Annotated in this window: 22 protein-coding genes; 6 read left to right on the top strand and 16 right to left on the bottom strand. The window is 37.2% G+C overall.

Features of this window, described 5'->3' with window-relative positions:
- Positions 1-211: 211 nt before the first annotated feature.
- Together QNI15_RS22185 and QNI15_RS22180 are read left to right on the top strand one after the other, a co-directional pair.
- Positions 212-1,432 carry a glycosyltransferase family 4 protein gene (locus QNI15_RS22185; RefSeq protein ID WP_314033565.1) on the top strand — a complete coding sequence of 407 codons (1,221 nt, stop codon included), beginning with the start codon at positions 212-214 and terminating at the stop codon, positions 1,430-1,432.
- Between the two features lie 112 nt (positions 1,433-1,544).
- Complete coding sequence (locus QNI15_RS22180) at positions 1,545-3,011, top strand: ATP-binding cassette domain-containing protein (protein ID WP_313991401.1); 1,467 nt, start codon at positions 1,545-1,547, stop codon at positions 3,009-3,011.
- A gap of 37 nt (positions 3,012-3,048) precedes the next feature.
- Here QNI15_RS22180 and QNI15_RS22175 read toward each other — a convergent pair whose 3' ends face one another.
- The 9 genes from QNI15_RS22175 to QNI15_RS22135 all read right to left on the bottom strand — a co-directional run bounded on the left by QNI15_RS22175 (position 3,049) and on the right by QNI15_RS22135 (position 12,709).
- A complete protein-coding gene (locus QNI15_RS22175) occupies positions 3,049-3,453 on the bottom strand; it encodes a small multi-drug export protein (RefSeq protein WP_313979638.1) in 405 nt (134 codons plus the stop codon).
- Between the two features lie 115 nt (positions 3,454-3,568).
- Positions 3,569-4,285, bottom strand: a complete 717-nt coding sequence (gene dapB / locus QNI15_RS22170) for a 4-hydroxy-tetrahydrodipicolinate reductase (protein ID WP_313979640.1) — start codon at positions 4,283-4,285, stop codon at positions 3,569-3,571.
- Between the two features lie 139 nt (positions 4,286-4,424).
- Complete coding sequence (locus tag QNI15_RS22165) at positions 4,425-5,072, bottom strand: DUF5683 domain-containing protein (RefSeq protein WP_313991403.1); 648 nt, start codon at positions 5,070-5,072, stop codon at positions 4,425-4,427.
- A 144-nt stretch (positions 5,073-5,216) separates the two neighbouring features.
- The gene (locus QNI15_RS22160; RefSeq protein ID WP_390902208.1) at positions 5,217-6,149 is read right to left on the bottom strand and encodes a ParB/RepB/Spo0J family partition protein; all 933 of its coding nucleotides are present in this window, start codon (positions 6,147-6,149) and stop codon (positions 5,217-5,219) included.
- 96 nt (positions 6,150-6,245) lie between these two features.
- A complete protein-coding gene (locus tag QNI15_RS22155) occupies positions 6,246-7,025 on the bottom strand; it encodes a ParA family protein (protein ID WP_313979645.1) in 780 nt (259 codons plus the stop codon).
- Between the two features lie 539 nt (positions 7,026-7,564).
- Positions 7,565-8,536: a DUF2279 domain-containing protein gene (locus QNI15_RS22150; RefSeq protein ID WP_314033563.1), complete on the bottom strand. Its 972-nt coding sequence runs from the start codon at positions 8,534-8,536 to the stop codon at positions 7,565-7,567.
- 54 nt (positions 8,537-8,590) lie between these two features.
- A complete protein-coding gene (locus tag QNI15_RS22145) occupies positions 8,591-10,543 on the bottom strand; it encodes an ATP-binding protein (RefSeq protein WP_314033561.1) in 1,953 nt (650 codons plus the stop codon).
- Between the two features lie 518 nt (positions 10,544-11,061).
- Positions 11,062-11,652 (bottom strand): leucyl/phenylalanyl-tRNA--protein transferase, encoded by a 591-nt coding sequence (gene aat, locus QNI15_RS22140; RefSeq protein WP_314033559.1) that lies wholly within the window; start codon positions 11,650-11,652, stop codon positions 11,062-11,064.
- Positions 11,653-11,698: 46 nt separating this feature from the next.
- The gene (locus QNI15_RS22135) at positions 11,699-12,709 is read right to left on the bottom strand and encodes an NAD(P)H-dependent glycerol-3-phosphate dehydrogenase (RefSeq protein ID WP_313979653.1); all 1,011 of its coding nucleotides are present in this window, start codon (positions 12,707-12,709) and stop codon (positions 11,699-11,701) included.
- Positions 12,710-13,007: 298 nt separating this feature from the next.
- Here QNI15_RS22135 and QNI15_RS22130 point away from each other — a divergent pair, with 298 nt between their 5' ends.
- Positions 13,008-14,096, top strand: a complete 1,089-nt coding sequence (locus QNI15_RS22130; protein ID WP_314033557.1) for an alkaline phosphatase family protein — start codon at positions 13,008-13,010, stop codon at positions 14,094-14,096.
- Positions 14,097-14,120: 24 nt separating this feature from the next.
- On the opposite strand, the gene QNI15_RS22125 is transcribed toward QNI15_RS22130, so the two are convergent.
- The 4 genes from QNI15_RS22125 to QNI15_RS22110 all read right to left on the bottom strand — a co-directional run bounded on the left by QNI15_RS22125 (position 14,121) and on the right by QNI15_RS22110 (position 16,950).
- The gene (locus tag QNI15_RS22125; protein WP_314033555.1) at positions 14,121-14,972 is read right to left on the bottom strand and encodes a hydroxymethylglutaryl-CoA lyase; all 852 of its coding nucleotides are present in this window, start codon (positions 14,970-14,972) and stop codon (positions 14,121-14,123) included.
- A 55-nt stretch (positions 14,973-15,027) separates the two neighbouring features.
- Positions 15,028-15,456 carry a GNAT family N-acetyltransferase gene (locus QNI15_RS22120; RefSeq protein ID WP_314033553.1) on the bottom strand — a complete coding sequence of 143 codons (429 nt, stop codon included), beginning with the start codon at positions 15,454-15,456 and terminating at the stop codon, positions 15,028-15,030.
- Positions 15,457-15,465: 9 nt separating this feature from the next.
- Positions 15,466-16,422, bottom strand: a complete 957-nt coding sequence (gene metF / locus QNI15_RS22115) for a methylenetetrahydrofolate reductase [NAD(P)H] (RefSeq protein ID WP_314033551.1) — start codon at positions 16,420-16,422, stop codon at positions 15,466-15,468.
- An 84-nt stretch (positions 16,423-16,506) separates the two neighbouring features.
- Complete coding sequence (locus QNI15_RS22110; RefSeq protein ID WP_314033549.1) at positions 16,507-16,950, bottom strand: VOC family protein; 444 nt, start codon at positions 16,948-16,950, stop codon at positions 16,507-16,509.
- A gap of 188 nt (positions 16,951-17,138) precedes the next feature.
- Between QNI15_RS22110 and miaE the strand changes: the two genes are divergently transcribed.
- The 3 genes from miaE (at position 17,139) to QNI15_RS22095 (ending at position 20,923) form a co-directional block, all read left to right on the top strand.
- Positions 17,139-17,720 (top strand): tRNA-(ms[2]io[6]A)-hydroxylase, encoded by a 582-nt coding sequence (gene miaE, locus QNI15_RS22105; protein ID WP_313991423.1) that lies wholly within the window; start codon positions 17,139-17,141, stop codon positions 17,718-17,720.
- Between the two features lie 588 nt (positions 17,721-18,308).
- Positions 18,309-19,589, top strand: a complete 1,281-nt coding sequence (locus QNI15_RS22100) for a class I SAM-dependent methyltransferase (protein ID WP_313991425.1) — start codon at positions 18,309-18,311, stop codon at positions 19,587-19,589.
- Complete coding sequence (locus tag QNI15_RS22095) at positions 19,589-20,923, top strand: DUF4910 domain-containing protein (protein WP_314033547.1); 1,335 nt, start codon at positions 19,589-19,591, stop codon at positions 20,921-20,923. Before QNI15_RS22100 ends, QNI15_RS22095 begins: the two co-directional genes overlap by 1 nt.
- A 43-nt stretch (positions 20,924-20,966) precedes the next feature.
- Here QNI15_RS22095 and QNI15_RS22090 read toward each other — a convergent pair whose 3' ends face one another.
- The 3 genes from QNI15_RS22090 to QNI15_RS22080 form a co-directional block, all read right to left on the bottom strand.
- The gene (locus QNI15_RS22090) at positions 20,967-21,602 is read right to left on the bottom strand and encodes a uridine kinase family protein (RefSeq protein WP_313991428.1); all 636 of its coding nucleotides are present in this window, start codon (positions 21,600-21,602) and stop codon (positions 20,967-20,969) included.
- Positions 21,603-21,760: 158 nt separating this feature from the next.
- Positions 21,761-22,609, bottom strand: a complete 849-nt coding sequence (locus tag QNI15_RS22085) for an SMP-30/gluconolactonase/LRE family protein (protein ID WP_314033545.1) — start codon at positions 22,607-22,609, stop codon at positions 21,761-21,763.
- Positions 22,610-22,697: 88 nt separating this feature from the next.
- Positions 22,698-23,507, bottom strand: coding sequence for a TraB/GumN family protein (locus QNI15_RS22080; protein ID WP_314033543.1), 810 nt, complete (start codon positions 23,505-23,507; stop codon positions 22,698-22,700).
- Between the last annotated feature and the right edge of the window lie 13 nt (positions 23,508-23,520).

Here is a 23,520-nt window from a genome sequence, read left to right as displayed (position 1 = left end):
TGTCTGTTCACTAAAGTGAAATGATTTTGTATATATCTTCTTTTTGAGAAAAAAAATTGTAAAATTGCTTTATATAACTTTTCTAAAAAAAGACCTTTCAAACAAAACATCAACAACCATTCGGGAGCAGGCAAGCAGGAAGCGAACTGTTGAAAAACCCAGTATGTTCATATGTTGCCTTTTGTTTCACCATCAATTTCCAGCTTTTCTAGTGAAGATTGTTTATATTCATCAATATTTCAAAACGTATTCAGACGGGGGGTCCTCCAGATCATATTACCTTGCTAAATCCTTAGTTGATAATGGATTTGATGTAGAATTAATTACTTCTCACAATAACAAGGACTATCTCTTTACTACTATAGAAGGTATAAAAATCCATTATCTGCCTGTTTCCTATGACAATCATATGGGCTTTTTTGACAGAATCTGGTCTTTTCTTTCTTTTATGTTCCAGGCCTATCAACTAACCCGAAAGATTAAGAATATTGATTCCTGTTATGTATCGTCTACACCATTAACTGTAGGTATTACAGCACTTCTGCTGAAATGGCAGAGAAATATTCCATATCATTTTGAGGTACGGGACTTGTGGCCTCTAGCTCCTATTCAGCTAGGCATAATCAAAAATCGCTGGTTACAAAAGTTTCTATCCCGGCTTGAGCAAAGGATCTATGAAGAAGCAACATCTATTATTGCTCTTTCTCCTGGAATAGCCTCACATATTCAGCAATGCGTCCCCTACAAAACGATTCATCTGCTACCTAACATATCAGATTGTGACTTCTTTCAAAAAGAAGCCAAGAAAACATATTTGACAGATAAATACGATACTACCCATAAGTTTGTAGTTACCTATTTTGGTGCTATTGGGCAAGTGAATAATCTACAAAGCCTGATTGAGGTTGCCAAAACAGCGCAGGAAGCCAATAACCAAGCATTACGTTTTCTGATTGTAGGGCGTGGAAATCAATTAGCAGAAGTACAGAAACTGGCGAAACAGTATCAGTTAACAAATATCCTGTTTATCCCTCATGTTAGTAAGTATCAGTTGCGTGAGATTATCAATATAACAGATGCGGTTTATGTATCTTTTGCTTCTTACCCTGTACTGGAGACCAGTAGCCCTAATAAATTTTTTGATAGCTTAGCAGCTGGAAAGTTATGCATTACCAATACATCCGGCTGGATAGCCCAACTGATTGAAGAATACGGATGCGGATTTTATGCAAACCCTACTAAACCAGAAGAACTGCTGACCAAGGTTTCATACTATATGGCAGATCCAGAGGCATTGGAACAAGCCCAATACAATGCCCGTCGGCTGGCAGAGACTCAGTTTTCCAGAGAGCACCTGACACAGAAATTTATACAAATCCTTGACCCAAGCCTGAGAACGCATACCCGAGAACAACACGTCGTCACGGTTTAGTTTTCAATCTTATAATCTTCTACTTAAGTATCTTCCCAAAACAAGAAGGAACTATGTCCTTCTTGCATAGGATATGAATTAATCCTAATCCTTCTATCTAAATTTTAGCCACTTGCAACCATTCATCACTCTTCAGAACATTTCTGTCCGAAAATTTGAAAAAATCGTTTTTCAACACTTTAACTGGGATATTCATAAAGGTCAGCATTGGGCTATTGTTGGCCCCAACGGATCAGGAAAAACCACATTGTTAGAGGCTTTGGCAGGTAAAATACCATTCATGGGAGGGGCAGCAACCTATCACTTTCTGAAGGATAATGAATGGATTGCGGATTCACTGGAATTGGTTACTAAAGATTATTCTGGTAATCGGATACTTCAGTCTGCAGCACAATATTATCAGCAACGCTTTTATGCCTATGACTCTGAGAACTCTCCTACTGTATGGGAATTTCTCGCAGATCAAATGAAGCCTATTGGTACGATTGACGATGCATCTGTAACTCTGGGGCCTCCCAAGTACACAGATAATGAAATAAATCAGGCTGCAGATATATTAAAAATCAGTCATCTGTTGCCCAGAAAACTGATGACTCTTTCCAATGGAGAAACAAGACGTGTTTTATTAACCCGATCATTCCTAAAACAACCCAAGGCCATATTACTTGATATGCCTTTTGTCGGACTGGATATTGGGTCTCGGCAGATTCTTCACTCTGTATTAAACCATCTTGCAGAAACGGGTACAACCATCATTATCACTACAACCTCCAATGAAATACCAACCTGCATTACAGATACTCTAGCCTTGTCTGCAATAGAAGATCAGGAAACACCCTCTATACAGGTTAATGCACGTATTCATGCACTGTCCCAGCAAACAGATACTAGTTTTGACTATGCTGTTAAAATGAGGAATGTTACAGTGTCTTACAATGATAAAAAAGTATTACATACTATTGATTGGGAAGTAAAACGAGGAGAACGTTGGGCAGTATTAGGGCCCAATGGCTCTGGAAAATCAACACTTCTGAGCCTGATCAATGCAGATAATCCTCAGGGATATGCTAATGACCTCTTGCTGTTTGATCGGAAGCGGGGTAGTGGAGAAAGTATATGGGATATCAAATCACGTATTGGCTTTGTGTCTCCGGAGTTTCATTTGTATTTCCCCAAACAAACTAAAGTGTATACAGCCATTGTATCGGGGCTTTTCAACACAGATGGATTCTATCGGACACCCACACCTGAACAAGAATTACTGATAGATGACTATATACACTTGTTGAATATCAGCCATCTTTCACAAAAGAAACTGGATGAACTATCAACAGGTGAACAACGTGAAGTATTACTGGCAAGAGCCTTAGTGAGGAATCCTCCTTTGCTTATTCTTGATGAGCCATGTCAGGGATTGGATACCAGCAGAATGAGACAGTTTCGTGATCTGGTTAATGAGATTTGCCTGCAGCTCAATAAGACGTTGCTATATGTCACTCATTATGAAGAGGAAATTCCATCTTGCGTTACTCAGATTTTGTCTCTTGATGCTGGCCATGCAACTATTATTTCCAGATAAAAACAAACCCGGTTTGAAACCGGGCTTAATTCAATCTTCAGAAAAACCCCAATACTTTTTCTCCAAGCTTATCAATAATCAGTGTTAATATTACCCCCCAGGCCAATGCGCTGAGAAACATATATAAAAAAATCCGGAATTTAGATTCTCCAAATGAAGAAGCGACTATTGTTCCCCCAATAGGAGTTAGAATTATAGGAGTCAGAAAAGCAACTCCCAGCATTCCATATTTGCGCCATATTTTTACCAATCTACGATTACGAGGGGTAAACAAGAGTCGTTTTTTATAAAAACGACTCAAAAAATTATCTTTTAGTGTCTTCCCCAAAAATGTAAACAGGATAACACTTATCATCATTCCTGTTACAGTAAGCAGATATGTTTCTGTCCAATGCAACCCTAAAGCGACTCCGCTTAACGGTCCCCCTATAAACTTAAACATACTTGCAAGAACGACGCTTATATATTTTGCAATCCGCATAGAGTTCTATAGATTATACTATACATTCATCAATTTTTCTGAGTGCAACTGATCAATGTGAGAGCTCTGATAACTATTAAAACTCCAGCATATCATCCATACCAAAAACCCCATGCTTTCCAACAATCCATTCCGCTGCCAGTACTGCTCCCAATGCAAACCCTTCCCGATTATGTGCAGTATGCTTGATTTCAATATCATCAACCTGAGAAGTATAACGAATCACATGAGTACCAGGTACATTTGGAATCCTGTGAGAAATGATGGGTAATTCTGATGCATTTTTTCCCCCATGGTTTACCCAGTTATTTTTTCGTACAACCTCATCCAGAATATCTCCCGCCAATGTAAGTGCAGTTCCGCTAGGTGCATCTTTCTTTTCTGTATGATGAGTTTCTTCCATAACCACATCATAATCAGGATAGCGATTCATTAGTTTTGCCAACACTTTATTTATGTGAAAAAATATATTCACACCCAGGCTATAATTAGACGCATAAAAAAATGCGCCATTCTTCTGCATACAATGTGTTTCTACTTCTGACCGTTTATCAAGCCAGCCTGTAGTACCTGACACTACTGGAATATGATGGTCAAAACAAAAATACAGATTAGAAATAACAGCACCAGGTTCACTGAACTCAATGGCAACATCTATTTCTTTAGGATCTATTTGATTCAATTCATGGATATTGTCAGCACTGATTTTATGTTTAATCTGGTGACCACGTGATAGGGCAATCTGTTCAATCATTTTGCCCATTTTACCGTAACCAAGAATAAGGATATTCATGAAAATGCAGGTTAGAATGAAAAAAGGTATCGGAAATCAACTAAGGCACAAAAATAACATCTTTCTGTTCTGAATGATGTTATGTCAGTGAAATATCCGGAGGTGTAGGAAAACTATACTAAAGAATATATTAGAACATCTACCAGCGAAGACGAAAGCCCAAACCAGCATAATTATTCTCAATAATGGGTTCAAAACGCAGGCTAATGCTATGATTATTCCAGTCAAACCCTTTCAGGTGAGCATCTACATTGGCATCTATAATTTGTAATGCATAGAAGGCAGCAGCAGACAAAATGCTGAGTTCAAGGTATCTGCGAAAAAGATCTTTATTTCGTTTCAGTACAGTTACATCATTTAGTCTTTCTAATTGCTGAGCTGAAAGTTCCGGATAAAATTTAGCTAAAATGAATGGTCCATCGTTGCTGCCTCCGTTATACTTGGCAGTCCACGCCTGTAAAAAATTCTGGTAGGTCCGATTGTTATCATAAATGAAATAACCAATAATCCCAAAACCAACATATACTAAAGGTACCTTCCAGTATTTCTTATTATAAATCTGCCCGGCACTGGGTAATATAGCAGCCAACATTGTAGCACGGCGGGGAGAATGAGGATTAACACCTTCAATTAGCAAGGTATCCTTGGCAGCATTAACCACACGAGCTTTTTCAGGGCCAACTTTAGTAGTATCTGTCTGACCTATAGCAGTAAAAGTACTAAATAGACATAACACAAATACTACAACAGATTTGAATACTATTTTCAGTTCTATTTGATCAATCATACATGTGATATTACAACATTCTGCTTAGCAGATAATAAACCTTGGAGCAATAGAGACTAAAATGATAAACCCGCAAGAAGTTGCTTTGCGGGTTTATCATTTTATCAAAAATCAGGCCAGCATACAGTTGGTTCAAATATACTATTAACTTAATGACAATATTTCCAGAATACGGTTCAGATCATCTTCTGACACAAAAGGAATCCGGATTTCACCCTGATTCTTATCGTTACTCTTCAAGGTAACTTTTGTACTTAAGAAAGAAGATAGTTTATACTGCAGTTGTGTGTATTCCATTCGTAGAGGCTTCCGTTCTTTTTTCTTTTTCTGTCCGGATTCTTCTGCCAGATTACGAACCATATTTTCAACTGCACGAACAGATAAATCTTCTTCAATAATCTTATGGAATATAGCTAATTGAGCCTCAATATTCTCAACATTAATAATGGCACGGGCATGTCCCATTGAGAGTCGATTATCACGTAATGCAGCCTGAATATCAGGAGGTAATTTCAATAAGCGCAGATAGTTATTTACAGTAGCCCGATTCTTCCCAACTCTTTCACCTAGTTCTTCCTGTTTCAGACTACATTCAGAAATCAGACGCTGATAACTCAGAGCAATCTCCATTGCATTCAGGTTCTCACGCTGAATATTTTCAATCAATGCCATTTCCAGCATCTGCTGGTCATTGGCAGTACGCACATAGGCAGGTATTTCCTTAAGGCCAGCTAACTTAGAAGCCTGTAAACGCCTCTCACCTGAAATCAGCTGATAGTGATCCCTATCTAGTTGCCGTACAGTAATAGGCTGAATAATTCCCTGAACTCTAATAGATTCAGCCAGTTCATTCAACGCATCACGATCAAACGAAGTACGTGGCTGAAACGGGTTAGTTTCTATAGTATCAACATCGATGTCAGAAACAGAATTTATAGATGGAACTTGAGTCAGTTCCGTTTCATTAATGGGCTCAGTTTGTTGAAGTAAGGCTCCAAGGCCTCTACCCAATGCATTTCTACGTTTCAAATTTTTAGCCGTCTCCATATTGTCTGTCTCTTTTATATTTAATTCCATATTTGATTGTCAGGATTTTTTATCTGGTTCTTTCTATATCCAGGATCTACACGTTTCAAACAGTAAACGTAGTTCTGAATACAATACAAGTCACTCTTATTCAGAATGAATCATTCCATTTTTAGCCAGGATCTCTCGTGCAAGATTCAGGTAGCTGATAGCCCCTTTACTTTCCGCATCATGCGCAATAGCTGGTACACCAAAACTTGGAGACTCACTAAGACGGATATTTCGTGGAATAATTGTACTAAATACCATCTGTTGAAAATGTGCATTTACTTCATCCACAACCTGATTCGACAATCTAACCCTCAGATCATACATGGTCAGCAGAATACCTTCTATTTCCAGACTGGTATTTAATCTTGATTGAATAATCTTGATTGTATTCAACAGTTTTCCTAATCCTTCCAATGCAAAATATTCACATTGTACTGGGATAATGACAGAATCTGATGCGGTAAGACTGTTTATGGTGATTAGACCCAGTGAAGGCGAGCAGTCCAGAATAATAAAATCATAATCGTTTTTTACATCCCGTAATGACTCTTTCATCTTATCTTCCCGATTTTTTAGATTAATCATCTCCACTTCTGCCCCAACCAGATCAATATGAGAGGGGAGAAGATCAAGGTATGATATATCCGTATGAATAATCACATCACGGGTGTTGATCCCTTCAACCATACACTCATAAATACTGAATTCTATTTCCTTTGGATTAAAACCCAGACCAGAGGTAGAGTTAGCTTGAGGATCAGCATCTACAATTAATGTCTTGTATTCCAATGCAGCCATACTGGCAGCAAGATTAATAGCGGTAGTTGTCTTCCCTACGCCGCCTTTTTGATTGGCAATGGCTATGATTTTACCCATATATATGATTTGGCTTACTTACAGGCTTTGAATTATAACATAAGTAACCTACTGAATATCAAATAACATCAGTATCCCATGTTGTTTTTATAAAAAAAATGTTACTTTTTTAAAAAGTTAATACAAATCTTGCTTTTCCTTACCTGTAAAAACCTTCCGTTCAATTCGCAAAATAGCTGAAAATTAACCATTTAGCCTTAATCCAAAGATTATTGATCACTTTTCCCCGAATTTTAGTACGGTTCTCACACACGTACTAAATCGTTCTGCTATTCGTTTTTTTCTCTAGAGTTCTATGTGATATTTGTTTTGTGATCTTCTTTACAAAGATAGATGTTTCACACGTTTCACGGAAATTAAATTTTATTCATTTAAGAGAAAAATATCCCCAAGTTTTCAATCAGCTATCAAACAGCAGTATAAAACTATACTGCTGTTTTCTTTTATTTTTTTTATAAAACCGGATAATTAAAACAAATTAGAATATTATCCAGCTATTTCTTTCTTGTAAACTATTTATATAGAGGAGAAGTTCTTGCTCAAAAATAAAGAGGGTGTACTTTAAAACCAGTAACAGGATTCCATTCCAATGCAGGTGCTGGAATATGCACATTATTTAATAGAAAGAATAGACTTTTCAGGAAACGATTTTTTGTATGAATCTTGGTAAAATTAATATCCAATGATAGATAATATTGCCTGTAAGGTGTGTATCCTGCTAACCTGCTCTGGACATTGTCTGCAGAAATCATATTCTGAGCACCATATCCTAAACTTATACATAACCAGTCAGGAAAATTACTCTCTTGTTTTAACCAAGGCTTTATATCAAATGCAAACCAATATGTTTGCCCATTATAATCCTTTAACCATTGTTGCATCAGGTTTTCACCTAGTATATGTGGACGGACCTTCGCTAATGAGGTAGGATAAAATGAGAACTTGGGATGTATACGTTCTTCGTCCCACAGCAATAATTGTCCTAAGAGTAAACCAGAGCCAACAGTATTAGCTGTCAGGTCTCCCCAAGATGCGCCATAGGCAGCGGAAAAACCATCCAGGACCTCAATAGGAGTCTGAAAGATAATTCCCATTAAACCACCCCACCAGATAGATTTGCGACGTGGCATGCCTGTCCACTGAAAAGCCTGTACACCTATTCTGCTGATATGATAAGCCGTATAAAAATGTCCTACCTTGTCAACCTGTTGCCACTCAGAGTTATCGTCAAAAAAATGAAAAGAACTACGTGGCTCATCTGCATACCAAAGGAAATTTAAACCTGTTAAAGTTGCGGCATAAGTGGTGCTCCCTCCAATCACCAAAGTTCGTAAACGCTTTTTATTTACTTCCGAAAAAGAAAATGTAGAATCAGAATGACTACTAGTTTGAGCAAGAGAGGAAACCCCCAAACCAGTGAAAACCAGGCATACTAAAATGGTTTTCTGTAAGTGCCTTTCAAGATTATTCAGAAATTCTGACAAAATCGCATTGATAGAGATGATAGCCAAAAGTATCAGCTTATAAAGGAAATTACAAGCCGATACATATTTCAATCAAATATTTTATTGATTCACTGGCTCCTCTTCCTCAATTGCCTCCAATACATATTTGTGAAAATAGACAGTAAAGGTACTACCTTCACCTAACCTGCTATCCAGATGTATCTCACCATTCATATGCTCAACAAGCCTTTTTACAATAGAAAGTCCCAGACCACTGGAATGTTCTCCTGCTGTTGGACGGGCAGAAAGACGCTGAAACTTCCGAAACATCTTTTGTTGATCTTCTTCTGAGATTCCTGGCCCCTCATCTTTTACAGCAATAGACACTAATGAATATCCTACCTCAACACTTATCAGGACATTTTTATCTGCAGGGGAAAATTTAATGGCATTAGACACTAGATTATCTACGATCTGCCCAAATGCAGACTTATCTACTGATACATAGCCTTCACTGGTATTGCTTTCTAGTCTTAGTTCAATATTTTTCTTCTTTGCAGTTTGCTCATAACCAATTATAGAGCGAGAGAACCACTGCATAACTTCCAGGGGTTCTATCTTTAAACGTCTGCTTTGTTCTTCAATAGCTTTCAGGTCTAATAAGTTCTCAATGAACTGTCTACCATCAAAAGCAACCTGATTTATCATATGCATACATTTTGTCTGCTCCTCATTAAGAGAGCCTACCAATGGTAGTAATTGAGTTAGTCCCACTACTTTGTTCAAGGGAGCTTTCAGATCATGGGCAACTATTCCCATAAGTGTTTTGAGCTCTTCATTCACTACTTCCAGACGACGGCGCTCTTCTTCCAATGTCTGTGAAGCTTCCTGTAACTTCTTTTTCTTCTTATTATTACTTAACGCAAAAAATACAGCAATACCAACCAACAACAACAAGAGGACTACAACAAATTTACTTGCACGAAACTGGCTTGTAATAATACTTAACTGACGATCTGCTTCATTCTTTGCATCCAGAATATCCTGATTATCCCGTTTATATTTCTCCAGGAGAATGACCAGTGGATTATTAGGATCAATCTTTCGGAGTGATTCAATAAAACTGTTAATATATTCATCATTGATATAGGCTGTAAAAGCTTCTTCTGCAAGAGTACGTTCCTGATCATTTGCTGCTCTAGTTACTTCACTTTGTAATCGACTTAGTTCTTTACTTATAGTTTCAATCTCTTTGCCTATTACCTGTGAATGATTTCCGGTAATAGCCTTATCACCCCGCTTCTCACCAATCAATTTGATCAAAGCCTTAAGGTTCTTATTATCTTTTGTTATTTTAAAAGGTTCCTGAGGGGAAGAAGCTTTTTGAACACTGGCATAGTTTGTAGGACTCTCACTTGCAGGTAGTGTATTTGTAGTATTTTTATCTTGTAAAGATGCTAATTCTACTATCTGGTCATCTGCTGATACAGTCAGGAAGACAAATGTGTTTTCTTGTATAAATTTCAGATTGTCATTTTTTACCTTTCTTAACTCCACATTGCCATCATCTACCTTATAGGCCTCTACAGCAAAATCTGAAATGGTAACCTGTGCCTCACTGGGAAGTTGCAATTTAAAGAAGCCATCAGTGTCTGTTGTTGCATTTCGTTCAAGAGTACTATTCCTGAATCGGACTAAAGCATTACTGACAGGAGATTTGTCAGGAGTCCGAACCCATCCACCTAAAGTTTTATATATAGGTTGGATGATTAGCTCTATCTCCTTCTGATAATAATTAAAGTCTTTTGATTTAAGTTTATATCCAGTAGCTGTAACAACAATTTCAAGCTCTCCATTTGTGGGAGGGGATTTTAAATTTACCTGAAACCGTCCTTCTTTTGGTGTACTTACCACAGTATAAGAACCATTAATTGAAACTTGTACACCACCAACAGGAATATATGCGTCATCCATCACTACACCACGCAAGGCATATTCCTGAGCCTTTAGTGAAAATAAAAGCCCAGCGCCCAACCAGATAAATACCACAAGCCGTATGAATTTGTGTATCACTTGACGCTGTAAGTAATTTAATAATTTTAAACCTATTTTGTAATTATAGCGACCCTCTATACATCAGACAGTTAGCATATATCTATTGTATTAGTTATCAGACTACAATCCTTAATTTTTGTCAGACTACCCTTGCATATACACTCAAAACACTATCATCTGCCTGTTATCAAAATGATCGGACAGAATAATGGATTTATGCTAATTTATGGGCATTATTGAGAATGTGGTCATTTGAATTTCGCAAATTTTCTCCATCTTTTCTTACCCTGATGTTAACTAGAAAAAGATGGGCAATAAAAAGTATGTTAGTTTTTACCAGAAAGCATACAAAATGTACTTCTTAAACAAAAAAGTAAATCTTCATGTCGTCAGATATAAGTATCAAATACTTATCCTGCAATATTGTGTACAGGAATTATTCCTTGTGACTCTGTGGTAGAAGGAAATCAACACTCTATAGCCATCTATTTTGGCGAAAAGCTATCAGCAATGAAGTCTTTACAAAATGGGACTATTTATACAAATGAAACAGATTGTGCCAGTGCAATTTCCAATTGTTGATGGTACTCTGTAGCAGGAATTTCCACAGCACCATATCGCAATACATTATCATTGATAAACTGAGTATCCAATAGTACAAAACCTTGTTTGATCAGATGCTGTACCAGATAATGGAATGCTACTTTTGACGCATTGGAACGTAAAGTAAACATAGATTCTCCGAAAAAAGCCCCTCCTAAAGCCACACCATATAATCCTCCTGCCAACTGTCCATCATACCAGGCCTCAACACTATGTGCATATCCATTTTTATGCAGTTGTGTGTATACCTGTATCATTTGTTCAGAGATCCATGTATTAGCATCTGAAACCCGTGGAGCAGCACAATACCGCATAACTTCTTCAAAACAAGTGTTAATCCGGATTTCAAATATATTTTTATTTAATATAGGTCGCAGGGATCGTTGTGGACGGTATGTTTCCAGAGGAATAATAGCCCGAGGATCTGCCGAATACCAATGAATTTCACCATTGCGGTCATCTGCCATTGGAAAAATTCCACGTGCATAGGCATATAACAGCATGTCTATCGTCAGCTCCGACATTCTATTCGTATTATCTGGTTTTAAAAATCAACTTACCTGTTGTAAATTATCTTAATTGTGCCTTTAATTTCTGAATTTCAGATGCAGGAGAAGCCTTCTCATAAAGAATCCGATACACTGCTTTAGAGATAGGCATATTAACCTGATATTGTTTGTTAATAGCAAAAATGCTTTTAATAGCATAATATCCCTCTGCAATCATATTCATTTCTACCTGAGCTGATTTAACACTATAACCCCGTCCAATCATATTTCCGAATGTACGATTCCGGCTAAACTGAGAGTATGCTGTCACCAGTAAATCGCCCAGATAGGCAGAAGCCATCAGATCCCTTTGCATAGGGTTAATTGCATCCACGAACCGCTGGATTTCCTGCATAGAGTTAGAAACTAACACTGCCTGAAAATTATCTCCATAATTTAAGCCATGAGCTATACCACATGCCAGTGCAATAACATTTTTCATTACAGCGCAGTATTCTACTCCATAAATATCTTTTATGGCATGAGCCTGAAGGAATCGGCAACTCATCATCTTTGCAAAGTGAGCAGCCTGTATTACATCTGTTGAAGCAATGGTCAGATAGGATTGTTTCTCTAAAGCAACTTCTTCAGCATGACATGGCCCTGCAATCACACAAATCTGGTCCTTTGGAACAGAGAAAGCACTCTCTACCCAATCTGTAATTAGTATATTTTCGTTGGGGATTAAACCCTTGATGGCAGATATGATTACTTTTCCCTGTAAATCTTCAGGACGTACCTCTTTCATAGCGTCCTGAATAAAAGCAGCAGGAACAGCCAGAATCACATGTGTTGCATCTTCCAGTGCTTTAGGCAACTGATGAAAGGTACGAACTTTCCGGCGATTAATCTGAACGTCACTCAGATAGTTGGGATTATGACCAAATTTACGAATGTACTCAACATCCTCTATGTTGCGCAGCCACCAACGTATATGAACATCATTCTCACATAAAATTTTAACAATAGCTGTCGCCCAACTACCGCCTCCAATAACGGTAATAACTGGACTTGAAGGAATGTCTGGTTTCAATAGATTTGGCAATTGGTTTTTATGGCTGCAAAATAATAGTATTTTATGAATCAACTCTTGTCCTTATACCCGAAAGATTAGAATCCGTTTCATTCACATTGTATTTCCTTTGTACCACCTGACATATTTCCTCTATTCTTTTTTTATATTTCCCTGTTAATCAGCAATCTAATAAAAATTTTAAATTTCACTCAGAGATAATACTTTATTAATCAGCTGGAAATATGTTTCCTCTACTTTTGATTCCAGTAAATGCTTCCATTGTGTTTATTTTCTAACAATCAAACCACTATTACTCATGCCCAAACCTATACTGATCATTCTATTCACAATTTTATGTGTGAACTCTATTACTGCCCAAAACAAAACGGAAAATGTATTTCTCATTATGACAGATGGCTTACGTTGGCAGGAAGTATTCAGAGGAGCAGATTCAGCTTTGATCAATGATGTTGCCTTTACACCTAGTCCGGAAGATATCAAACCTCAGTTCTGGAAAGAAACAGTACAACAACGACGAGAAGTACTATTTCCTTTTTTATGGACTACAATAGGCAAACAAGGACAATTATATGGAAATCGACAATATGGAAATAAAGTTAATGTAAAAAATCCGTTCTGGTTTTCGTATCCTGGTTATAGCGAAACATTAACAGGCTTTGTTGATACCCATATTAACTCTAATGATAAGGTACCTAACCCCAATCAGACTGTTCTTGAATTTATAAATCAGCAAAAAGGATTTACCGGAAAAGTGGCAGCTTATACAACATGGGATGTATTTCCATTCATCATCAATGAATCCCGAAGCCGTATTCCTGTCAACTCAGGTTATGAGCAGGTAACAGGGCAACTATCTGCACAGGAAGAATTATTGAATGATATGCAAAAACAAATACCTAGCCCCTGGGGTACAACCCGCCTGGACTGGATGACTTATTTTCTAGCTAAAGAATATATCAAAAAGAACAAACCCAAAGTGTTTTTCTTATCATTTGATGAAACTGATGACTATGCGCATGCTGGAAAGTACGATACCTATCTAAAAACCGCCTATATGGTTGATGGCTTTATTGGAGACTTATGGACTTTTGTTCAATCACAGCCACAATATAAAGACAAGACAACTTTTATTATTACAACAGATCATGGCAGAGGAGATGAACCCAAGGCGTTATGGAAAGATCATGGAGATAAAGTATCACATGCAGATCAGATCTGGATGGCCGTAATTGGACCGGATACACCCAATCAGGGCGAAATGAAAGCAGAAGGGCAATATTTTCAAAACCAGATTGCAAAAACGCTGGCTGCCTTTCTGGGTATTACGTATACAAATACCCAATCTGTCGGAGAAATAATATCTCCAGCTAGTAAAGCTAACTAATCAGTGCATTTTTTAGAAAGTAACTTAATGCAAGGCAAATACCTGAGCAGCATATTGCCAAGCATCTTCAAAAGCTGATTTATTAATATTCGGATCTATTGACTGACGTTCAAAATATCCAATAATTTGTTCAGTAGGGAGGTTGCCTGTCAACTCGTCTTTTGCCATAGGGCAACCTCCAAACCCTCTGATAGCACCATCAAAACGGCGACATCCCGCCTGATAAGCAGCTTCTATTTTAGCAATAACAGTTGAAGGAGTGGAGTGCAGATGTGCCCCAAACTCAATATGAGGAAAATCTTGTAATAGTTGCTGAAACAACTCTATAATACTTTCGGGAGTAGAAGATCCGATAGTATCAGAAGGTGCCACTATGGTAATACCAAGGTCTGATAACTTTTCTGTTAACAATGACACACGATCCGGATGATACAATTCATCATAGGGATTTCCAAAAGCCATTGACAAATACACTACCAATGTCTTTCCCTTATCAGATATATGATTCTGAATTTGCGTGATTTCTTCCAATGCCTCAATAATAGATTTATTGGTATTACGTTGTTGAAATATTTCTGAAACAGATAAAGGATAACCTATATAGGTAATTTCATCAAAATCTGTGGCTTGTTCTGCACCTCTTCTGTTAGCCACAATAGACAACAATTTGGTATTAGTACCACTTAGGTCCAAGCCCTTTAACACCTCGGCAGTGTCAGCCATTTGAGGAATAGCTTTGGGAGAAACAAAACTCCCGAAATCCAGTGTATCAAAGCCAACTCCCAATAATTTATTGAGATAGATAGTTTTAACAGCTGTTGGAATAAAGGCTGTAAACCCTTGCATTGCATCCCGGGGACATTCGATAAGTTTCATAGGCAATCTGTTTTATTACCAGAAACAACAGTTATAGGTATTTCAATCCTTTATTTTATCTTTTTGGCAGATCAAGCTGAAAGTGATGACAGGTAATCCGAAATCCTTTGTTCAAATATAGTCTGTGTGCATCAAATCGCTGATGTCCGGAATCCAGATGAACACCATTCAATCCTTCATTTTTAGCTTTTTCAATGATATAGTCCAATAAAACACTGGCATATCCTTTACCTCTGCTTTCCGGCAATGTTGTGAGATCATCTATGTAAATAATAGTCCCTGCATAAAACATAGTCATATATCGAAAACCCAGTGCAGCCATAGCCTTTTCTCCATCTTCAATAAAGATAAGGTTGTATCCGCTTTGAGTCATTTTTTTTAACAACTCCAGATATCCTTCTTTTGTCAGGTGAGGCCGTAAGGCATGTATCACATCCCAACATTTGAGAAAATCTTTTTCTGTGTGCGCGATTTGAACTTCCATAATTCAGGATTAAAAAATTGCCTGTGCAATTGCTTTTACAGGATCAGATTTACTCATTGTATAAAAGTGCATAACAGGTGCACCAAAGGCAATAAGTTCCTTACACTGTTGTATACACCATTCTATTCCTACCAGCTTTACCTCTTTATCTGTTTTGCATTCTTCCACTGCTTTTACCAGATCGTCAGGTAAGTCCAGATGGAAAATGCGTGGTAATACGGTTAATTGTTTTTTTGTAGTCAGAGGTTTCAACCCTGGAATTATAGGTACTAGTATTCCTGCCTGCCGACATTTCTTTACAAACTCAATATATTTAGCATTATCAAAAAACATCTGGGTGACAATAAACTCAGCCCCCATATCAACTTTCATTTTCAAGTATTTGAAATCTGTTTCCAGATTAGGAGCTTCAAAATGTTTTTCAGGGTAACCTGCAATTCCAGTACAGAAGCTGGTTGGATAAGATTCTGTTTCCTGATGTAGCAAAATGCCCTTATTCATTTGCATAACTTGCTGCAATAACTCGGAAGCATAGGCATGTCCACCTTCACGGGGTTTAAATACTCCGGCTGATTTTTCAGGATCACCTCTTAACACCAATACGTTATCTATTCCCAAATAGTGTAGATCCACAAGCATATCCTCCGTTTCATCTCTTGTAAAACCACCACAGATCATATGAGGAACTGCATCTACCTTAAATCTTTCCATAATTCTGGCACATATACCTACTGTACCTGGACGTTTTCGTATAGAAACTTTCTCAATCAATCCATTACTATGTTTTTTATCAATAACTTCTTCTCTATGATAAGTTACATCAATAAAAGGAGGTTTAAACTCCATTAGGGGTTCTATTGCATCAAAAAGATGTTGAATACTTTCACCTTTTAAGGGAGGAATTATTTCAAAGGAAAACAGAGTTTTCCCGTTAGCCCGCTGGATATGTTCAGTAATTTTAGTCATAGAAAAACAAGTACATGTCTGATTAAACATGCAGAAGAATAAGGCAAAGGTAATAATAGGTATCAGGTTAAAAGAGAAAAGATATCACTTTTTGGTGCTAATTTGATTAAGTTCAATAACATACCCATCAGGATCTGTAATATAAATCTGCTTTACACCATCAAAGCGTACTTGCGGATGGTAAGATATATTTCTCTTTTTCAGAAATGCTTCCGCCTGATCAATATTTTCAACGAAGACTGCAAAGTGACCGCCATTCCGATCGTTAACCACAGGTTCTGTACGTCCTGCCAATAAGTGTATTTGCTGATCCTCCCCTAATTTGAACCAAGATCGGATAGCTTTTAAATCATCTGGAACAGGGATAGGTTGTAGACCGAGGGTTTCACGATAAAACTTTGTACTGGCTTGAATATCTTTAACATGTAATCCAATATGATTGTGTTTAACTATCCCAAGCTTATCAGCAGACTGGCTATAGGCTGTTATTGAACTAATAAAAATAACTAACAAGAAATAATAACGCATAGGATTGAAAGTATGTGGGTTAAATGTAAAAATATAGAATCACTTAAATATATTTCTATTTATCCGAATTATAATCCAAAAATAACGACCATTATTTTGTCTAAGTAGTAACTCCAAAAACAAAAATTTTACCTTTGCAGAAAAACAGACAAACACATTTATAAACAAGTTCTTACAATTTTATTACCATGCTCGGATTAAAACTTCCAACAGATCCCCGATGGGTCAATATTGCAGAAAAAAATATTGACGAGATACTAATAGATCATGCCTATTGTGAACAAAAAGCAGCATCGAATGGAATCTCTCTTATTGTACAGTTTCCGGAGCGAACAAAACTTGTAGATACAATGACAGAGATTGTTGCAGAAGAATGGAATCACTTTGAACGTGTTTTGGCAGAACTAAAAAAAAGAGGGTATCATCTGGGACATAAGAGATCAGATGAATATGCTGTTCGTTTGGGTAAACTGGAACGTAAAGGTGGGCGTATAGAACAACAACTCATGGATAAACTCCTCATTAGCGCATTAATAGAAGCGCGTAGCTGTGAACGCTTCAGATTATTATCAGAAAATATTGCAGATGAATCACTAAAAGAGTTCTATTATGAACTTATGGTCTCTGAAGCTGGACACTATAGAACTTTTTTAGACTTGGCGAAAGAATATATGCCAGCAGAAACTGTTAAACAACGATGGGAAGAGTTACTACAGGCAGAAGCTGAAATTATCTCAACATTAGAGATCCGGGGAGATCGAATGCATTAACTACTTTAACTATGTACGATTTTTATTGAAAAAAAGCAGAAAAAAGCATGAGGTTTGTTTTCTGCTTTTTTTCAATAAAAATGACACTGAAGACAAATTGTTATATTTTCTTTATCAGATATAAAACCGTTTTCATCTTCTTAAAACTTCTTTCTATCGAAGGAATGACCATTCTTTAACTTATTGGTGTTTACCTTTTTACCGCTACCTGTACTAATATTCGTAGAATGGAAATTATTAAATTCGTATATTCAAAAAATTACATATTCATCACATCTGAAAATGTATCGTCAGAATTGCTCTAGTAACCTTGTATCACCATCAAGTTAATTTATGATCAAGGATCTAACCTCTTATCTGGAGAGTCTGCTATCTGGATATTCTAGCCTCAAAACAAATAATTAAATTATTTCTTACACTTGTAGTGATGTCAGATAATTCTACTATTACATCTTATGCGATCTGACTTCACGAAAAATTGATTTTTAAATTTCATATTTGTTGTGCTACAAACCACTGTCTATATCCGGATCTCTTAACAATTAAAATCCACTTAATTAATTAGTAACCAGTCAGATACACACGCCTATGCATTGTCGCCATTGTAACACAGAATTAAAGCATGAATTTGTAGACTTAGTAAGCAGTCCTCCAGCTAACTCTTTTCTTTCACATGAAGAATTGAATGAACCAGAAGTTTATTATCCGCTAAAGCTTTATGTGTGTCATGAATGCTTTTTAGTACAGATTGATGAGTACAAAAAAGCAACTGAAATCTTTAACAACGACTATATTTATTATTCCTCTTTTTCCAAAAGTTGGCTTGAACATGCAAAACGTTACACTGAAATGATGCAGGAACGTTTTGGAATCAATGAGGATTCAATGGTTGTTGAGATTGCTTCAAATGATGGGTATTTGCTTCAATATTTTAAAGAAAAAAATGTATCTGTATTAGGTATCGAACCTACCCGGAATACAGCTGCAGAAGCAGTAAAAAAAGGAATATCTACTATCACGGATTATTTCAGTAAGAAACTGGCAGTAAGACTGGGATTAAAAGCCAATTTGTTGATAGGTAATAATGTACTGGCTCACGTACCAGATATTAATGACTTCGTTAGTGGTATGAAGATGCTTTTAGCAGATGACGGTATTATTACAATGGAATTTCCCCATCTGTTAAAACTGGTCGAAGAATGTCAGTTTGATACTATTTACCATGAACACTTCTCCTATCTGTCTTTCATATCTGTAAAACGTATTTTTGAAGCACAAGGCCTGGAGATGTTTGACGTGCAGGAAATTTCTACTCATGGTGGCTCCTTACGGATTTTTGCTAAACATGCAGGTAATCAGAAACATCAGGTAACCCCTAATGTAGAGAATCTGTTACAGAAAGAAGAAGCAGCTGGTCTCAAAAACATTGGATCTTATGCTGATTTCCAGAGCAAAGTTTCTAAAATCAAATACGATTTTCTGTTATTTCTGCTCGAAAAGAAAAAAGAAGGAAAGAGAATCGCTGCATATGGAGCTGCTGCGAAAGGAAATACATTCCTGAATTATTGTGGAGTAGTAGGTACCGAGTTAATTGAATTTGCTGTAGATGCTTCACCATACAAACAAAACAAATACTTGCCAGGCAGTCACATTCCAGTTGTGAATGAATACAAAATCAAAGAACAAAAGCCTGATTATGTAGTTATTCTGCCATGGAACCTACGGGATGAAATAAGCAAACAACTGAGCTATATTGGAGATTGGGGCGGACAGTTTGTAACCTGTATCCCGGATTTAAAAGTTATATCTCCTAAAAAAGCAGTACAGGATAATGTGTCAGCACAAAAACTGGAAGAAGTAGAAAAATAATGATAACTGAAATAAATACAGGTCTGCCAGCAATGGCAGACCCTTCTGTTATACAACCGGGTGACGAAATGTATCAGATCGTTACCCGGTTGTATCCTATTTGCCGAAGCATCACCGGAAATGGTGTTCGTCAGACATTACAGATCTTACAGGAATATATCCCCGTTCAGATCAAAGAAGTTCCGACAGGAACACCTGTATTTGACTGGACTGTCCCTAAAGAATGGAATATTCAGGATGCATGGATCAAAGATCCTCAAGGAAATATTATTCTTAGTTTCAAAGACCATAACCTTCATGTACTGAACTATAGTACTCCCATTCATAAAACGGTATCACTGGCAGAACTAAAACCTCATTTGTTTTCATTACCTGACAAACCAGACTGGATACCTTATCGGACTTCCTACTATAATGAGAACTGGGGCTTCTGTATGACTCACAGGCAATTAGAATCATTAGAAGATGGGGATTACGAAGTATGCATTGACTCTACTCTTGAACCAGGAAGTTTGACATATGGAGAATGTTTCCTGCCAGGCCATACAGACGAAGAAGTCCTGATATCTTGTCACATCTGCCATCCATCACTGGCAAATGACAATCTTTCAGGTATCTCACTGGCAGTTAAACTGATTCAATGGCTTCAGGAACAACCTCGCAGATATTCTTACAGATTTTTGTTTATACCTGGTACTATTGGTTCTATCACCTGGTTGAGTCTTAATGAACAACAAGCATTTAAGATCAAACATGGTTTGGTAGCTACATTGGTGGGAGATAGCGGAAGGTTCACATACAAGAAATCCCGCCGTGGTAATGCTACGATTGACAGAGCTGCTGTGCATGCATTAAAACATATTCAGCTGCCTTACCACATCATAGATTTCTTTCCTTATGGATATGACGAACGTCAGTACTGCTCTCCAGGTTTTAATTTGCCTGTAGGTTGCCTTATGCGCACTCCTCATGGACAATATCCTGAATATCATACTTCAGCTGACAATCTGGATCTGGTACAACCCAAAAACCTTACGGAATCTTATCAACTTTATACAACTATACTTCGGATACTGGAAGGAAATGGTATATATGTAAACCAAAATCCAAAATGTGAGCCACAATTAGGAAAACGGGGATTATATCGGGCTATTAGTGGTGATAATCATACCAAATCCTATGAGATGGCTATGCTTTGGGTACTAAACCTTTCAGATGGTGAACATTCATTACTGGACATTGCAGAAAAGGCAGATATCCCGTTTGAATTTATCCAAAAAGTAGCTGTGATATTAGAGGAACATGACTTATTAAAACTTCAGACCTATTTATAAAAGAAAAGGCTCTCATTGTATTGAGAGCCTTTTTTTATCATTACTACTTTACTGAAATACTGGACTTAACCTTACTTTGCAAAAACAGAATAACCATTTCCAGAGCTGTCTTAAAGTGGCTATTGTTTGGGATAATTACATCTGCTTCGTGCTTAAGAGGGGCAATGTATTTTTCATAGGCAGGAACAATGTGGTGCTCAAGTCTATACAAAACATCCGTGAGGTCATATCCTCTTTCTGTATTATCACGAAAGATACGACGCTTTAGTTTGATATGTTCTTTGGCGTCAATAAAGATCTTTAAATCCAGTAGATTGGCCACTTCAGGATAATACAACACAAACAAACCTTCTACCACTATAATAGGAGCAGGCTGGAAAGTCAGCATCTGAGGTTCTATATCCTTTTTGTTAAAAGTATATTCCTTTTGCTGAATTGTACGTCCCTCTCTCAAACCCATCACATGATAGCCAAATAGCTGATGATCGATGGCTTCAGGGAGATCAAAATTTTGTACACCGTTGGAGTCCAGCTGTTGTTGTTCCAATGGCCGGTAATAGTTATCCTGAGAAATTAAACAAATCTCCTCTGAGGAAAAGGATTTTAATAAGCTATTCAGAAAATATGTCTTGCCGGAACCGCTACCACCTGTAATACCGACTATGAAAGGACGCTGCATTCGATTGGAATGGGAGTTTGTTGAGAAGAAGGAAGAATTTTTCTCAAAAATACGATCTTTATATAACAAACCCTATTGATACAAAAGATTGTCCATCTATAAAAAAATAACCTCTCCATAAGGAAGAGGTTATTTGTATCAGGATTGGGTTTGGTTAATTAATCAACCTTAAATGCCAATACTTTATTTACAAAGAATGTTGGTACCAGTAAGGTTTTTTTAGAAGGAATATAGTCGATGTCAGCTGTATTTATTTTCTGATCTACAGTGTCATGCAGTAGTTCAATTTTCCCATCAGGTGTCACATGCCATATTTTACCACGCCATTCAGAAGCAAAGTACCCCTTCTTTCCATCAGATACCAATCCATCTATTCCACCCATCCCTTCTGCAAGAGTAGTATACTGCTTGGTCTTTATATCATATGCCAAAATCTTTCCATCTCCATTTCCCACCAGCAGCTTTCCTTTCTCATATAAAAGTCCATTTGGATTATTTAATGGTCCCCCTTCGCTTACTTTCATAATCATACCATTGTGCAACATCCAGATACGATTGTTTCGCATATCTGTAAAGTACACCATTCCACTTTCGTCAGCAGTTACATCGTTGAGGAACTTTGCTTCTGGTACATCGTATTTCTTGATAACCTTGCCTGTTTTCAGATCTATTTCTACCAGTTTAAATATCTCTGTCACATAGATCTTATTACCACTTACAATCAATCCTTTGGTAGAGTTTAACCCTTCTGTGATTCGTTGAAGTACTTTGCCATCAGGGCTTACTTTGGCGATAAAACTTTTTGAATTCTCTGGAGCAGGCCCTCCATTGATACAGGATACATAAATAGTATTTGTTTTACTATCATAGAACACAGATTCAGGTGTAGTGACAGTAGTATCTGTTTCCCAAACCTTGGTCAATTTCACAGATTGTGCAATTGTATTGGTTGATAGTAATAAAAGGAAAAGACCTGAACAGGTCAAAAAAGCACTTACTGATTTCATAGGTGTTAGGGTTGAAGTGATGAAAAACAAAAGTGTTGACTTTCAATGATATTTGCACATACTAAGTAGAAAATTAGCAGCTAGTTAACTATAATTTTACAGGTTTTACCTGATACCCTGCTTTACGCAATAGTTGGATTACGCCTTTTTTCCCTCCCAGATGGCCTGCACCTACAGCAAAAAAAGTAGGCCTTTCTATAGCAATTTTGGTAATAAGCGGTATCCACCGATTATTTCTGTCTGTTAGCAGTATACGTTCATATCTGGAAGTTGCCTGAGAAGCGGTTGAGATAGCCTTTTGCATACCATCTATATCCTGATCTTTATAAAGGTTTATAAGTTTTTGATTTTCTTTTTGTGACTGGCTAGTATCCTTCAAAGTCTCTAGTAGCATTGAAGCCTGATCTTTATAGGAGATCTGATCAATAACCGCCAATTGGTCCTGTAAAGTCTCTAGTCCGTATGTCTCAATTTTTCGTTCCTGCGCCAGTGATAGGAGAGAAGTTTCCCAAGATGCTGTCTGACAGTTCATAGTAGACGGTAATATCAGATTCATAATAAAAAATGGCTTAGCAGCACCGAGCATATCTATTGACATACCTGTTTTCTTCTGAAAGAAGGTAGATACCATAGTATAATCTGCATCAGAAAGTAACGATTTTAGCGTAGTGCCCTCTTTCATAGTCATATGTTGCATCATCTGAAGCAACATATCCGGATCATCCATATCCAATTCCAGATACAGTTGCTCGGACTTGTTAAAGGCAGTCTTAAGATTGTCTGTAATCACCAGGTCTGATGCACACACTATATGTATTGTCCCAAATATATAAGAAGGCTTAGTAATTCCTTTCCCTGATATCTCCCACAATAAGGACTTATCATTTTGGGCAAACAAGGTTGGTATCGAA

Origin of the sequence: Xanthocytophaga flava (assembly GCF_030068545.1) — a bacterium.
GTDB classification, from domain to species: Bacteria; Bacteroidota; Bacteroidia; order Cytophagales; family 172606-1; genus Xanthocytophaga; species Xanthocytophaga flava.
This window is presented reverse-complemented; position numbering and strand designations above follow the sequence as displayed.